Genomic DNA, 14,397 nt, shown 5'->3' on the forward strand with positions numbered 1-14,397 from the left:
GCGTGGAGTGGTCGGAGCGTAACGGATGCGTCCGGTCGATCCGGCACAATTCAACTTGGCCTGGTTATAAGGGACTTGAGCGTGTATATGCGCCCGGCGGGTGCATCGGTACGGCGGGAATCCGGCCCGTCCGCGCTTCCGGATACGGGTTCGCGCGCGGCCTGAGCGGCGGGCTCGTCTCCGTCAAGTGGGCTCCGCGCCAAGGCGCGAGAGTGCGGTCGGGACCGGCCACCGCGGCGCTCCACCATCCGCCCGGAAAGGGTCTCGGGGCCTCACGCCAGACGCCCGCACCCCCCACACGGGCGGGCACGGGCGTCTCAGGAGTGGAGTGGTCAGGCAGCCGCCGAAACCGTCACCTTCTGCTCTGCCTCACGGACGTCGTAGTCGTCGCCGACCGGCGAAAGGTGCACCGAGTCGAACGCCTTCCGGTCCAGGATGTTCTCCCGCGCCGACACGATGACCGGCACCAGCGCCTGGCCCGCCACGTTCGTAGCCGTACGCATCATGTCCAGGACCGGGTCGATGGCCATGAGCAGGCCGACGCCCTCCAGGGGGAGGCCCAGCGTGGAGAGGGTCAGGGTCAGCATGACCGTGGCGCCCGTCAGGCCCGCCGTCGCCGCCGAGCCGATGACCGACACGAAGGCGATCAGGACGTAGTCGCCGACACCCAGGTGCACGTCGAAGATCTGGGCTATGAAGATCGCCGCCAGCGCCGGGTAGATCGCGGCGCAGCCGTCCATCTTGGTGGTCGAGCCGAACGGCACCGCGAAGGACGCGTACTCCTTGGGCACGCCGAGCCGCTCGGTGACCTTCTGCGTCAGCGGCATCGTGCCGACCGAGGAGCGGGAGACGAAGGCCAGCTGGATCGCGGGCCAGGCACCCTTGAAGAACTGGAGCGGGTTGACCTTGGCGACGGTGGCGAGCAGCAGCGGGTACACCCCGAACATCACCAGGGCGCAGCCGATGTAGACGTCGGCGGTGAAGGTGGCGTACTTGCCGATGAGGTCCCAGCCGTAGTCGGCGATGGCGAAGCCGATGAGGCCGAGCGTGCCGAGCGGGGCGAGCCGGATGACCCACCACAGGGCCTTCTGGAGGAGTTCGAGGACGGCCTCGCTGAGCGTCAGGATCGGCTTGGCCTTCTCGCCGAGCTGGAGCAGCGCGATGCCGGCGACGGCGGCCATGAACACGATCTGCAGGACGTTCAGTTCGGTGAACGGCGTCACCACGTCCGTCGGGATGATGCCCGTCAGGAAGTCCAGCCAGGAGCCCGTGTGCTTGGGCAGCTTGCCGTCCTTCGGGGTCAGGCCCGTGCCCGAACCCGGGTTGGTCAGCAGGCCTATGACCAGGCCTATCGCCACCGCGATCAGTGACGTGATCATGAACCAGAGCAGCGTGCGCGTGGCGAGCCGGGCGGCGTTGTTGACCTTGCGCAGGTTGGTGATCGACACCAGGATCGCGAAGAAGACGAGCGGCGCGACGGCCAGCTTCAGGAGCTGGACGAAGATGCTGCCTATTTGCTCAAGCGTGTCCTTGAGCCAGCCGACGTCCTGGCTGCGGGCGAGCCAGCCGAGCAGGCCGCCGAGGACCAGACCCGCGATGATCTGGGCCCAGAAGGGGAACTTGGACGATATGGAGAAGCCTCGCTTGGGCTTCTCCTCGGTGGTCGCGGAGGACACGGAAACACTCCCTGGTGAGCGGAGACGGGGACGTTCAGACGTTCAGGAGACCTTCAGAGGTGCTGACGTTCTGGCGTTCTGGCGTTCTGACGGATGAGCGCGGCGCCCGTTCACAAGGGACTGGTCGGCGTGGACCGGTCACGTAACGCTGGGGACACCGCCGCATGATGCCGGGGTCAGACGTCGCGGCAACAGACCGCGGACATGCAGCGGCAGAGGTCGACATGCAGACGCGCCACGAGCGGAACGGCGCCGCCGGTGGGGTGCTGGTGCACAGCTGCTGTCGTCATGTCGAACACGTTAACACTTGAACTTTGAGAACCTCAAAGCAGTTCTTTTACCCCGGGATGACCCCCGAGTACTCCCGGGTCGGCCGGAAGCCACTCCAACTGGGCTGGAAACAGCGGCGGCCCGGTCCCGAAGCCGTGAGCTTCGGGACCGGGCCGTCCAAGCGTGTGAACTACCTAACGCGGGTCGCCTACTGGACGAGACCGTCCTCTTGCGACCGGTTCGCCTCCAGCTTCGCCTTGGCGTTCTCCACCTTGTTGACGAGCTGGACGGACATCGCGTCGCGCTGCTTGCGCAGGAGTACGAAGCTCAGCGGCGCGGAGATCACGAGGGCGAGCAGGATCACCCAGATGAAGTTGGAGTGGCCGAGCCCCTTCGGCAGCACGCCGAACTGGACCAGCAGGCCGACGAAGACCAGGCTGCCGATGAAGATCCCCACGCGCAGCATGGTGTACCAGATGGTGGCGCTCGGCTTTGCGGCGTTCACTACTGACCTTCTCTCTACGGTGGCCCCTGCCCGACTAGTGAAGCACGCCCGCAAATGGATCAGTTCAGCGGGCGCGGCTCCCCGGGTGCGGGCAGCCCGCCCCAGGGCCTGCTCAGGTCAGCGGCAGCAGCATGATGATGTCGTCCCGGTCGTCGCCGTCCGCGACGCGGATCGCGCCGGGCACCCGCCCGACCTCCTTGTAACCGCACGAGCCGTAGAACCGGTCGACGCCGGTGCCGCCCCGGCAGGTGAGCCGGATCGCCTCGATGCCGTCGAGGCCCCGCACCGCGTCCGCGGTCGCCGTCATCAGGTCGCGGCCGTACCCCTTGCCCTGGTGCGCGGGGTGCACCATGACCGTGTACAGCCACACCCAGTGCGCCATGAGGCGGTGCGTGTTGTAGGCGATGAACGCGGTGGCGGCGACCCGCCCCTCCTCGTCGAACCCGACGAGCAGCCGCATCCGTCCCTCGGCCATCGCCACGAAGTGCTTGACCAGTTCGGGCCGAACGTCCTCGGCGGAGACCGGCGGGACGAACCCGACGGCCCCGTCCGCGTTGGACACCTCGGTCCACAGGTCGAGCAGCCCGTCGCGCAGGGCGGGCGTGACCGGCGGGTCGAGTTCGAAGGTGAGCGCCATACCGGAAGACCGTCTCAGAAGCGCATGGCCTGCGGTGTTTCGCGCAGCTCCGCGTCCGGGCCCGGGTACTCACGGATGATCTCGTACCGCGTGTTCCGCTCGACGGGGCGGAAGCCGGCCTCGCGGATGAGGTCGAGCAGGTCGTCCCGGGTCAGCTTGTTCGGCGTGCCGTAGTTGTCGGCGTCGTGCGTGATCTTGTACTCGACGACCGAGCCGTCCATGTCGTCCGCGCCGTGCTGGAGGGCGAGCTGAGTGGTCTGCAGGCCGTGCATGACCCAGAAGCACTTCACGTGCGGCACGTTGTCGAACAGCAGGCGGGAGACCGCGAACGTCTTGAGCGACTCGGCGCCCGTCGCCATCGTGGTGCGCGCCTGGAGCTTGTTGCGGACCTTGCCGTCCTGCATGTCCACGAAGTCGTGCTGGTAGCGCAGCGGGATGAAGACCTGGAAACCGCCGGTCTCGTCCTGGAGCTCGCGCAGGCGCAGCACGTGGTCGACGCGGTGACGCGGCTCCTCGATGTGCCCGTACAGCATGGTCGAGGGGGTCTTGAGGCCCTTCTCGTGGGCCAGGCGGTGGATGCGCGACCAGTCTTCCCAGTGCGTGCGGTGGTCCACGATGTGCTGGCGGACCTCCCAGTCGAAGATCTCGGCGCCGCCGCCCGTCAGCGATTCGAGGCCGGCGTCGATGAGCTCGTCGAGGATCTCGCTCGCGGTCAGCCCGGAGATCGTCTCGAAGTGGTGGATCTCCGTCGCCGTGAACGCCTTCAGGCCGACGTTCGGCAGCGCCTCCTTGAGGGCCTTGAGCGAGCGCGGGTAGTAGCGCCAAGGGAGCGTCGGGTGGAGCCCGTTGACGATGTGCAGCTCGGTGAGGTTGTCGTTCTCCATCGCCTTGGCGAGGCGGACGGCCTCCTCGATGCGCATCGTGTACGCGTCCTTCTCGCCCGGCTTGCGCTGGAACGAGCAGTACGCGCACGACGCCGTGCACACGTTGGTCATGTTGAGGTGACGGTTCACGTTGAAGTGGACGACGTCGCCGTTCTTGCGCGTGCGCACCTCGTGGGCGAGCCCGCCGAGCCAGGCCAGATCGTCCGACGCGTAGAGCGCGATGCCGTCCTCGCGGCTGAGCCGCTCACCGGCCCGGACCTTCTGCTCCAGCTCGCGCTTGAGTCCCGCGTCCATCAAGGCCGCCTCCCATACGTGTGTCTTTCAGGCTCCACCAAAGGTACGCCCCGCCCTACTCGGGAAGTTCCCCGACCCGGTTCTCCCACTTGGTGGAGAGCACGATCGTGGTGCGGGTGCGCGAGACGCCCTTGGTCGAGCCGAGGCGGCGGATCGTCTTCTCCAGGCCGTCCACGTCACCGGCCCGGATCTTGAGCATGTACGAGTCGTCGCCCGCGATGAACCAGCAGTCCTCGATCTCGGCGAGGTCGCGCAGGCGCCGGGCCACGTCCTCGTGGTCGGCGGCGTCCGAGAGGGAGATGCCGATCAGCGCGGTGACACCGAGGCCGAGCGAGGCCGCGTCGACCGTGGCGCGGTATCCGGTGATGACACCGGCGGCCTCCAGCCGGTTGATGCGGTCGGTGACGCTGGGGCCGGAGAGCCCGACGAGCCGGCCCAGCTCCGCGTACGAGGCCCTGCCGTTCTCGCGCAGTGCCTGGATGAGCTGCCTATCGACGGCGTCCATATGCCTGAAGCCTTCCATTGTTCAGCGATACCGCGAGTTTACGTGTAGAATCTAAGGCATGCAGGGACGACACCCTGCGAATCATTCAGCTGCTTGCATGAATTTCCAGCAGATCAAAGACGATCTTTCAGGAGTTGTCACCGTGTACACGATCGAGATGGCCTACGCCCGGATGCGCGAGCTTCAGGACCTGGCCAACCGGTCCCGTGCCCACCAGCCGTCCGCGACGAAGCTCCGCGCCCCCAAGCGCGCCGCCAAGAAGCGCTAGTTCCCGCGAGAGCCTCCCCCAAGGTCTCGACCCCGGTCGACCAGGGGGGATCCCGATCCGAGCTCTCCCTCCCAACGGCGGTACAGGCCGTGCGGCACCCCTGCCGCATCCAGTACGCGCCCCGCGACGAACTCCACCAGATCCTGGATGTGCGTCGCCCCCGCGTAGAACGCCGGAGAGGCGGGCAGCACCACTGCGCCCGCCTCGTCCAGCGTCACCAGGTGCTTGAGCGTCTGTCCGTTCAGCGGCGTCTCGCGCACCGCGACCACCAGCTTCCGCCGCTCCTTGAGCGTCACGCTCGCGGCCCGCTGCAACAGGTCCTTCGAAAGCCCCAGCGCGACCCCGGCCACACAGGCCGTCGACGCCGGCACGATCAGCATCCCCTTCACGGAGTACGAGCCCGACGAGGGCCCGGCCGCCAGATCCCCGGCCGCCCAGTGCCGTACGTCCGACACGTCGGGCGCCCCGAAGGCGTCCGGCTTGCCGTCCGCACCCCGCGCCAGCCACGTACGCAGGTCGTCCTGCCAGTGCGCGTCGCGGAACGCGATGCCGGTCTCGTCGAGCAGCGTCAGGCGCGAGGCCCGCGACACCACCAGGTCCACGCTCTCCCCGGCCGCGAGCAGCGCGCGCAGCACCGCCGCCGCGTACGGCGTCCCCGAGGCACCCGACACGCCGACGACCCACGGCGTGCGCTGCTGACTGTGTACGTTCACGTGCTCCACGTGTCCGAGCCTATCCGGCGGCCCGCGGGCAGGGCCCGGCCAGGTGTCAGACCGTCAGGCCCCGCACCAGCAGATCGATCAGCGCGCAGAGGAACAGGGCGATCCCGATGAAGCCGTTGACCTGGAAGAACGCCCGGTTGAGGCGGGACAGGTCGTGCGGCTTGACCAGGGTGTGCTCGTAGAGGAACGCCGCGAGCACGATGAACAGGCCCAGCCAGAAGAAGAACCCGGCGCCGGTCGCGAGGGCGTACCAGACGAGCAGGGCCATCGTCACGGAGTGGCAGCCGCGCGCGCCGTAGATCGCGGCCGGGATGCCGAAGCGGGCCGGCACCGACTTCACGCCGTGGCCGCGGTCGGCCTCGACGTCCTGGCAGGCATAGATCAGGTCGAAGCCGCCGATCCAGATGCCGATGGCGAGACCCAGGATCACCGCGTCCCACGACCACGAGCCCGTGATCGCGATCCAGGCGCCGACCGGGCCCATCGCCTGCGCGATGCCGAGGATGGCCTGCGGGAAGTTGGTGAACCGCTTCCCGTACGGATAGACCACCATCGGGATCACCGCGACCGGCGCGAGCGCCAGGCACAGCGGATTGAGGGCGGCGGCCGCGCCGAGGAAGACGACGAGGGCGATGAGCGCGCCCGTCCAGGCGGAGCGCACCGAGACCGCACCGGTGACCAGCTCGCGGCCCGCGGTGCGCGGGTTACGGGCGTCGATCTCGCGGTCGATGATCCGGTTGCAGGCCATCGCGAACGTACGCAGACCCACCATGGCGACGGTGACCAGGAGCAGCCGTCCCCAGTGGATGTTGCCGTCGAGCTGGAACATCGCGGTCAGCGCGGCGGTGTAGGCGAAGGGCAGCGCGAAGACCGAGTGCTCGATCATGACCAGGCGCAGGAACGCCTTGGTCCGCCCCGGCTGGGGGACTGCTGCGGCAGAGGCACTCACTAGAGCCCGTACTCCTTCCAGCGGCGGTCGACCTTCGACGCCGTCTGCGGATCCGACTCGACCATGGCGGGCCAGCCGCCGTCGCGCGTGTAGCCCTCCTCGGGCCACTTCGCGGTCGCGTCGATGCCCGCCTTGCCGCCCCAGAACTGCTGGTAGGAGGCGTGGTCGAGGTGGTCGACCGGGCCTTCGACGACGGTCAGGTCGCGGGCGTAGTCGGTGTTCCCGAAGGCCCGCCAGGACACTTCGTGCAGGTTGTGGACGTCGCAGTCGGCGTCCACGATCACGATCAGTTTGGTGAGCGACATCATGTGCGCGCCCCAGATCGCGTGCATGACCTTCTGCGCGTGCTTGGGGTACTTCTTGTCGATCGAGACGATCGCACAGTTGTGGAAGCCGCCCGACTCCGGCAGGTGGTAGTCCACGATGTCCGGCACGATGATCTTGAGGAGCGGCAGGAAGAACCGCTCGGTGGCGCGGCCGAGGGGGCCGTCCTCGGTCGGCGGCCGGCCGACCACGATGGACTGGAGCAGCGGACGCCTGCGCATCGTCACGCAGTCGATCGTCAGCGCGGGGAACGGTTCCTGCGGGGTGTAGAACCCGGTGTGGTCGCCGAACGGGCCCTCCGGCAGCATCTCGCCCGGTTCCAGCCAGCCCTCGATGACGACCTCGGCGTTGGCCGGGACCTGCAGCGGCACCGTCTTGCAGTCGACCATCTCGATCCGCTTGCCCTGGATGAACCCGGCGAAGAGGTACTCGTCGATGTCACCCGGCAGCGGCGCGGTCGAGGCGTACGTGACGGCCGGCGGGCAGCCGAACGCGATCGCGACCGGCAGCCGCTCACCCTTCTTGGCGGCGACGGCGTAGTGGTTGCGGCTGTCCTTGTGGATCTGCCAGTGCATGCCGATGGTGCGCTTGTCGTGGCGCTGGAGGCGGTAGAGGCCGAGGTTGCGCACGCCCGTCTCGGGGTGCTTGGTGTGGGTGAGGCCCAGGTTGAAGAATGAGCCGCCGTCCTCGGGCCAGGTGAAGAGCGCGGGCAGCTGGTCAAGGTCGACGTCGTCGCCGGTCAGGACGACTTCCTGGACGGGCGCGGCCTCCTGCTTCACCTTCTTCGGCGGCACGTGCACCATCGAGCCGAGCTTGCCGAAGGCCTCGCGGATGCCGACGAAGCCCTGCGGCAGCTCCGGCTTGAGCAGCCCGCCGATCTTGTCGCTGATCTCCTCGTACGACTTGAGGCCGAGCGCCTTGAGCAGGCGGCGGTCGGTGCCGTACACGTTCATGGCCAGGGGCATGGACGCGCCCTTGACGTTCTCGAAGAGGAGGGCGGGGCCGCCGGCCTTGTTGACCCGGTCGACGATCTCGCCGACTTCGAGATACGGGTCGACCTCGGCCTTGATGCGCTTGAGGTCGCCCTCGCGCTCCAGCGCCCTGAGCAGCGATCGGAGATCGTCATAAGCCATGGGGTCAAGTATCGGGCACCCGATACCCTGGCCGGGTCACCGGGGCCTAGGCACGGCCCGCAACCGTTCCCGGGGGGACCCTCCAACCATGCTCAGGTATCTGCCGTTCCTGCTGGTCCTGGCGCTGTGGATCTACGCGTTCATCGACTGCCTCAACACCCCCGAGGCGGAGGTCAAGGGCCTCCCCAAGGTGGTGTGGATCATCATCGTGCTGCTGTTCGGGGAGGTCTTGGTCGGCCCGGTCGCCTGGCTCGTCGCCGGCAAGGTCCGCCGCGGGCCGGCCCGCTGGACGGCGCCGGATGACAACCCGGCGTTCTTGGCAACCCTGGAGGACCGGAAGCGGCGCGAACGCGGCGAAGAGGCCTAGCCCGGGGTGCTCCCTGGGGCTCCGCCCCAGACCCCGGTTCCGGCCCCTCCCCGCCCCTTCCCTAAACCCGCCGGGGGTGGAGTGCTATCGGCCGCGGACCGTGCGTGGCTGGTCGCGCAGTTCCCCGCGCCCCTGGCAGGGTTGACCTTCGCAGGGTGCCCATGCAGGCATTCCCAGCCCGTCATGGGGGTCCCCCCTGGCCCTTAAGGCCTTGGGGGAGTTTGAGGACGAGCGGCCTTCAGGCGCGAACGGGGTCTGGGGCGGAGCCCCAGGAGGCCCGCCCCAGTGCTGGGTGATCCCGTACCGGTCAGACGCCCGCGTAAGAGTGCTTGCCGTTCACGAAGATGTTCACGCCGTAGTAGTTGAACAGCCAGCACCCGAACGCGATCAGCGCCAGCGTCGCCGCCTTGCGGCCCTTCCAGCCGGCCGTGGCGCGGGCGTGCAGGTAGCAGGCGTACGCGACCCAGGTGATGAAGGACCAGGTCTCCTTCGGGTCCCAGCCCCAGTAGCGGCCCCAGGCGTCGCCCGCCCAGATCGCGCCCGCGATGATCGTGAACGTCCACAGCGGGAAGACCGCCGCGTTCACGCGGTAGGCGAACTTGTCCAGGGTGGACGCGGCCGGCAGCCGCTCCAGGACGGACGTCGCGAAGGCACCCGGCTTGCCGCCCTCGGCGAGCTTCGCCTCGTACCGGTCGCGGAAGAGGTACAGGATCGTGGCGACCGCGCCGACGTAGAAGACCGCGCCGCAGAAGATCGCGGTGGAGACGTGGATCCACAGCCAGTACGAGTGCAGCGCCGGGACCAGCTGGTCGCTGGCGGTGTAGAGCACCGTGACCGCGAGGCCCAGGTCGAGCAGGACCGTGGTGACCAGCGGGAGGCCGAGCCAGCCGACGTTCTTCTTCAGGGCAAGCAGCGTCAGGTACACGCCGACCGCGACCGTGGAGAAGGTCAGGTTGAACTCGTACATGTTGCCCCACGGCGCCCGCTGCACGGACAGCGCGCGGGTCAGCACACCGGAGAACTCGATGAGGAAGGCGAGCACCGTCAGGGAGACGGCGATGCGCCCGTAGAGGTCGCCCTTCTCGTCGCCGCCGGAGGCACCGGGGCCGTCCGGCACGTCGCGGGTTCCGGCGGCCGACCGGGTCACGACCTTGGGCCGCTCCAGGACGGCGGTGCCGCCGTTCTTGGTGGCGACCTCGACCTTGACGGTGCCCGCGTCCTTGGCCTGCTGACCGGCGCCGGTCAGCGCGGCCGCCGTGCGGGCGACCTTGCTGCGGCTGCCGAAGAGCCACTCGGCCATGTTGGCGAAGAAGGCCAGCAGGTACACGGCCATCGACGAGTAGATGAGGTAGTTGCTGGTGTGCGCCAGGCTCTCATTGGTGGTGGCGGCGAGATTCACTTCTCAGCCCCTTCGGCAGGAACAACTGAGGGTTCGGGTTCGGGATCCGGCGCGGTCGGCGCCTGTGGGATGAGCGTGACCGCGAGATCGGCCAGCTCCTCGGGAAGCTTCGCGGACTCGCTGCGGCCGAGCCCGGCCATCTCGACGACGGTCACTCCGTCATCGCCTCGGACGGCCCGGACCCAGACCCGGCGCCGCTGGATGAACAGCGAGCCGGCGAGGCCGGCGATGGCCCCGATCGCGCCGGTGAGGGCGAGACCGTTGGCCGGCTGGTGGGAGATCTGAAAGCTCGCCCACTGCTTGATGGGGCCCTTGTCGAAGGTGATCGACCCGGCGCCGTCGGGCAGTTGAAGGGTCTCGCCCGGCAGCAGCAGCTTCTTCAGGATGTTGCCCTGGGCGTCCTTGAAGGGCTTGATGGAACGGCTGCTGGTGTCCAGCTGGTACACGTTCTTCGGCAGGCCCGAGTTGAGGCCGAGGTCGCCGTGGTAGGCGCCGATGTTGAGCACCGGGAAGTCGGGCGCGGGGAACTTCGAGAACATCTGGGTCGCGCCGGTGCCCTTGCCGCCGAAGGTCGGCACGAAGAACGCGGCGAAACCGAGCTGGTCCTTGTTCCCCTTGGCGTCGCGGTAGCCGTCGAGCACCTTGATGGCGCCGCTGGACGTGAGGTTGTTGTCCATCGGCAGCAGCGGGACCGAGCCCTGGAAGACGACCTTGCCCTGGCCGTCCTTGACGGTGACCGTCGGCGCGTAGCCGTGCGAGAGCAGGTAGACCTTGGAACCGTCGACGACGAGCGGCTTGTTGACCTCGACGACCTTTTGCTGCGGCTTGCCGTCGGCGCCCTCGGAGTAGGTGAGGTGCGCCTTGAACTCGCGGGCCGTGCCCAGCTCGGGCCCGCTGCGCTCGTACGACGCGTCGAACCGGTCAAGGGTGAAGCTGAACGGCGCCAGGTCCTCGGTGTCGAAGAGCGAGCCCGACCTGAAGTCGTCGTACTGGGTGAGCGTGTTGGAGAACCCGTCGCCCTGGACGATCAGCTTGCCGCCCTCGGACTTGAAGAGCTGGCCGGTGGCGAACGCCACCAGGATCACGATCAGCGAGACGTGGAAGATCAGGTTGCCGGCCTCGCGCAGATAGCCCTTCTCGGCGGCGACGGCGTCCGAGCTGATCCGGGCGCGGAAGCGGCGCTTCTTGAGCATGGCGAGCGCGGCCTCGCGGACCTGCTCGGGCTCGGCGTCGGTGCGCCAGGTCGTGTACGCGGGCAGCCGGGTCAGGCGGCCGGGCGCGGCCGGCGGCTGTCCGCGCAGTTGGCCGACGAACTGCCAGGTGCGCGGCACGATGCAGCCGATGAGCGAGACGAACAGCAGGATGTAGATCGCGGAGAACCACACGGAGCTGTAGACGTGGAAGAGGCCGAGCTTCTCGTAGATCGGCGTGAGGGTGTCGTGCCGCTTCTGGAAGTCGGCGACCTTCATCTCGTCGACGCTGGTCTGCGGGATCAGCGAGCCGGGGATGGCGCCGAGCGACAGCAGGAAGAGCAGGATCAGCGCGACCCGCATCGAGGTCAGCTGCCGCCAGAACCAGCGGATCCAGCCGAGGACGCCGATGCCGACGGGGCCGTTGGAGCGTTCCTCGGTGGGGGCGGTGGAGAGCTGTGCCCCGGCCTCGCCGAGGTCGGGCTCCGGAGTCGATTCGGTCTTGCTCATGCGTCAGACACCCACCTGAAAGCCTTGGGACCAGCCCTGTACCTGCTGGACGAGCTCCGCCCAAGCCCCGGTCAGCAGCAGCACACCGGTCACGATCATCATGCCGCCGCCGATCCGCATCACCCATACGTAGTGCTTCTTGACCCAGCCGAAGGCGCCGAGCGCCTTGCGGAAGGCGACCGCCGCGAGCACGAACGGCAGCCCGAGGCCGAGACAGTACGCGACCGTCAGTATCGCCCCGCGGCCGGCGCTCGCCTGGTCCATCGCCAGCGCGTTCACGGAGGTGAGCGTCGGGCCCAGGCACGGCGTCCAGCCGATGCCGAACAGCGCGCCGAGCAGCGGCGCTCCCGCCAGACCCGTCACCGGCCGCTTGTGGACGCGGAATTCGCGCTGCGTCATCCACGGCATCAGGCCCATGAAGAAGACGCCCATCAGGATCATCAGGACGCCGAGGACCTTGGAGAGCGTGTCGCCGTACTCCTGGAGGTTCCTGCCGAAGTAGCCGAACAGCGCGCCGCCGGAGACGAAGACCGCGGTGAAGCCGAGCACGAACAGGCTCGCGCCCGCCACCATGCGGCCGCGCCGCGCCTCGGCCAGATCGGTGCCGGTGACTCCGGTGACGTACGAGAGGTAGCCGGGGACCAGCGGCAGTACGCAGGGCGAGAAGAACGAGACGAGGCCGCCGAGTACGGCGACCGGCAGGGCCACCAGAAGGGCCCCGCTGAAGACCGTCTCATTCATTCCGCCGACGGCGGCCAGTGCCATCACGCGATCACTTCTCCGCGATCAGCGGGTCGATCATCTGGTGCAGCTTTGTGTCGTCGAGTGCCATCAGAGCGCGTGCGGCGATCTTTCCGTTCCGGTCGAGAACGATCGTCGACGGAATGGCCTGCGGATTCAGGCTGCCCTTCGGGAAACGCAGAATGAGCTTGCCGATCGGGTCGTACAGGCTCGAATAGTCGACCCCGAATTCCTTCTCGAACTGCTGGGCCGGGCCCTTGTCGGTGTCGCGGGTATTGATCCCGACGAACTCGACGCCCTTGGCCTTCGTCTCCTTGGAGACCTTGGCCAGATACGGCGCCTCGGCGCGGCAGGGCGCACACCACGAGCCCCACACGTTCAGCACGACGATCTTGCCCTTGAGGGAGGCGACGTCGAGCTGTTTGCCGTCGACGGTCTCACCGGAGAGCTCCGGGGCGTTCTGGCGGTCGCCCTTGGCGACGGTGGCGATGCCGCCGGTACCGGTGACGAACTTGGTGTCACCGGAACCACCGGACGTACCACCGGAACCGCAGGCCGTCAGGGTCAGCGCACCGGCGGCCGCGGCAGCCGCGGCCAGCGTCAAGGTGCGACGGCGTCGGAAGGCAGGACTCACGGACATGTGAAAAGTTTCGCATGGCGGTTCCGGGGATCTTCCGCGCCCCCCTGAGTGCCCGTAAAGCCCCTTGTCGGGAAGGCCTAAACGGTCTTCATGAACGCGTTCCAGCCACCGGCGGGGGCCTCTCCCACGTTGAGCGTACGCAGCTTGGCGAGCACCTTCGGGTCCTGCACGTCGAGCCAGTCGACGTACTGCTTGAAGGAGACGAGCCTCACATCCTTCTTCTCGTCCCGCTTCGCCACGATGCCCTTGAAGGCCTCTTCGACGGCGTCCATGTAGATGCCGCCGTTCCACTGCTCGAAGTGGTTTCCGATGTAGAACGGCGCGCGATTGGTTTCATAGGCGCGCTTGAATCCGGCGAGATACGCCTCGGTGGCCTGCTTGCGCCAGCCGGGATAGTTGGCCGGCGGCGCCTTGGTCGAATTCTGCGACTGGTTGGCGAGGATGTTGTAGTCCATCGACAGGACCTGGAACGAATGCCCGGGGAAAGGTATTTGCTGGAGCGGCAGGTCCCACAGGCCGTGCCGCTTGACCGGCCACACCTGGGTGCCGCCGGGCGAGGAGGCGTCGTAGCGCCAGCCCAGCTTCTGTGCGGTGGGCAGCAGGTTGTCCTGGCCGAGCAGGCAGGGCGTGCGGCCGCCGGCGAGCTCGCGCTTGTAGTCGAACGGCAGCGGGTCCTCGTCCGTCCAGCCGGTGTTGGTCTTCCACTTGGTGACGAAGTCGATCGCCTGGTCTATCTCGCTCTGCCACTGGGCCGCGGTCCAGTGCTCCACGGTGCCGCGTCCGGTGCAGAAGTGGCCGTTGAAGTGGGTGCCTATCTCATGGCCGTCGGTCCACGCCTGGCGGACGTACTTCAGCGTCTCCTTGATGTGCGGGTCGGAGAGGTAGCCGATGTCGGAGGCGCCGACGGGGTTGTTCGGCGGCTGGTAGAGCCGCTTCTTGGCCTCGGGCAGCAGGTAGAGGCCGGAGAGGAAGAACGTCATGCCCGCGCCGTGGTCCTTGGCGAGCTGGAGGAAGCGCGGGAAGAGGCCGTTGCCGACCTCGCCGGCGCCGTCCCACGAGAAGATGACGAACTGGGGCGGGGTCTGGCCGGGTTCGAGCGGGACGGGCTTGTCGGGCTGGTGCGGCTGCTTGCCGGTGTCCGAAGTGGAACCGTCACCTATCAGTTTCGCGTCGGCCTTCTTGGCGGCCGCGTCGTCGCCGCCCTTGCCGCTCGATCCGCTACCGCCCGAAGTGCCGCAGCCGGTGAGCCCGGCCGCCGCCGCGGCCCCCAGACCCAGTCCCAGCATGCCCCTTCGGCTGAAGTTCCGGCCGATCTCCCGCATAAGCCCGTCCGTTCCCATCGCGTGCACCGTCGTCTCGTCGTCCTCGAAGCCCAAGTACGTC

15 protein-coding genes are annotated in these 14,397 nt (G+C 68.1%); 2 read left to right on the top strand and 13 right to left on the bottom strand.

Going from position 1 to position 14,397, the window contains the following annotated elements; translation table 11 throughout:
- Window positions 1–332 precede the first annotated feature (332 nt).
- The 5 genes from OHA17_RS16930 to OHA17_RS16950 form a co-directional block, all read right to left on the bottom strand.
- Window positions 333–1,676 (bottom strand): dicarboxylate/amino acid:cation symporter, encoded by a 1,344-nt coding sequence (locus OHA17_RS16930; RefSeq protein WP_053728813.1) that lies wholly within the window; start codon window positions 1,674–1,676, stop codon window positions 333–335.
- A gap of 478 nt (window positions 1,677–2,154) precedes the next feature.
- Complete coding sequence (locus tag OHA17_RS16935; RefSeq protein ID WP_053728814.1) at window positions 2,155–2,451, bottom strand: DUF4229 domain-containing protein; 297 nt, start codon at window positions 2,449–2,451, stop codon at window positions 2,155–2,157.
- Window positions 2,452–2,563: 112 nt separating this feature from the next.
- Window positions 2,564–3,088, bottom strand: coding sequence for a GNAT family N-acetyltransferase (locus OHA17_RS16940; protein WP_406507326.1), 525 nt, complete (start codon window positions 3,086–3,088; stop codon window positions 2,564–2,566).
- 14 nt (window positions 3,089–3,102) lie between these two features.
- The gene (gene mqnE, locus OHA17_RS16945) at window positions 3,103–4,266 is read right to left on the bottom strand and encodes an aminofutalosine synthase MqnE (RefSeq protein WP_399493481.1); all 1,164 of its coding nucleotides are present in this window, start codon (window positions 4,264–4,266) and stop codon (window positions 3,103–3,105) included.
- Between the two features lie 55 nt (window positions 4,267–4,321).
- On the bottom strand, window positions 4,322–4,771 hold the full coding sequence (locus OHA17_RS16950; protein ID WP_053728817.1) for an Lrp/AsnC family transcriptional regulator: 450 nt from the start codon (window positions 4,769–4,771) through the stop codon (window positions 4,322–4,324).
- Between the two features lie 142 nt (window positions 4,772–4,913).
- On the opposite strand from OHA17_RS16950, the gene OHA17_RS16955 reads away from it, so the two are divergent.
- The gene (locus OHA17_RS16955; RefSeq protein WP_267887050.1) at window positions 4,914–5,039 is read left to right on the top strand and encodes a hypothetical protein; all 126 of its coding nucleotides are present in this window, start codon (window positions 4,914–4,916) and stop codon (window positions 5,037–5,039) included.
- On the opposite strand, the gene OHA17_RS16960 is transcribed toward OHA17_RS16955, so the two are convergent.
- From OHA17_RS16960 to OHA17_RS16970, 3 genes are read right to left on the bottom strand one after another with little or no spacing between them, the layout of a single operon-like run.
- Window positions 5,036–5,761, bottom strand: coding sequence for a UbiX family flavin prenyltransferase (locus tag OHA17_RS16960; RefSeq protein ID WP_406507327.1), 726 nt, complete (start codon window positions 5,759–5,761; stop codon window positions 5,036–5,038). The two genes, OHA17_RS16955 and OHA17_RS16960, sit on opposite strands and share 4 nt — an antisense overlap.
- Before the next feature lie 46 nt (window positions 5,762–5,807).
- Window positions 5,808–6,710 (bottom strand): menaquinone biosynthesis prenyltransferase MqnP, encoded by a 903-nt coding sequence (mqnP, locus tag OHA17_RS16965; protein ID WP_406507328.1) that lies wholly within the window; start codon window positions 6,708–6,710, stop codon window positions 5,808–5,810.
- The gene (locus OHA17_RS16970; RefSeq protein WP_406507329.1) at window positions 6,710–8,167 is read right to left on the bottom strand and encodes a menaquinone biosynthesis decarboxylase; all 1,458 of its coding nucleotides are present in this window, start codon (window positions 8,165–8,167) and stop codon (window positions 6,710–6,712) included. The genes mqnP and OHA17_RS16970 overlap by 1 nt, the downstream gene beginning before the upstream one ends.
- 88 nt (window positions 8,168–8,255) lie before the next feature.
- On the opposite strand from OHA17_RS16970, the gene OHA17_RS16975 reads away from it, so the two are divergent.
- Window positions 8,256–8,534, top strand: a complete 279-nt coding sequence (locus OHA17_RS16975; RefSeq protein WP_406507330.1) for a PLD nuclease N-terminal domain-containing protein — start codon at window positions 8,256–8,258, stop codon at window positions 8,532–8,534.
- 307 nt (window positions 8,535–8,841) lie between these two features.
- Here the strand turns inward: OHA17_RS16975 and ccsB are convergent, their stop codons facing one another.
- The 5 genes from ccsB to OHA17_RS17000 all read right to left on the bottom strand — a co-directional run bounded on the left by ccsB (window position 8,842) and on the right by OHA17_RS17000 (window position 14,336).
- Window positions 8,842–9,933 (bottom strand): c-type cytochrome biogenesis protein CcsB, encoded by a 1,092-nt coding sequence (gene ccsB, locus OHA17_RS16980; protein WP_398875812.1) that lies wholly within the window; start codon window positions 9,931–9,933, stop codon window positions 8,842–8,844.
- Window positions 9,930–11,633, bottom strand: a complete 1,704-nt coding sequence (locus OHA17_RS16985; RefSeq protein WP_053728822.1) for a cytochrome c biogenesis protein ResB — start codon at window positions 11,631–11,633, stop codon at window positions 9,930–9,932. The genes ccsB and OHA17_RS16985 overlap by 4 nt, the downstream gene beginning before the upstream one ends.
- A 3-nt stretch (window positions 11,634–11,636) precedes the next feature.
- On the bottom strand, window positions 11,637–12,374 hold the full coding sequence (locus tag OHA17_RS16990) for a cytochrome c biogenesis CcdA family protein (RefSeq protein WP_078966737.1): 738 nt from the start codon (window positions 12,372–12,374) through the stop codon (window positions 11,637–11,639).
- A gap of 31 nt (window positions 12,375–12,405) precedes the next feature.
- On the bottom strand, window positions 12,406–13,014 hold the full coding sequence (locus OHA17_RS16995; RefSeq protein WP_053728824.1) for a TlpA disulfide reductase family protein: 609 nt from the start codon (window positions 13,012–13,014) through the stop codon (window positions 12,406–12,408).
- 77 nt (window positions 13,015–13,091) lie between these two features.
- Entirely contained in the window at window positions 13,092–14,336 is a 1,245-nt protein-coding gene (locus tag OHA17_RS17000) for a hypothetical protein (protein ID WP_406510741.1), read from the bottom strand.
- Window positions 14,337–14,397 lie beyond the last annotated feature (61 nt).

Source organism: Streptomyces sp. NBC_00212 (assembly GCF_045206365.1).
Taxonomy (GTDB): domain Bacteria; phylum Actinomycetota; class Actinomycetes; order Streptomycetales; family Streptomycetaceae; genus Streptomyces.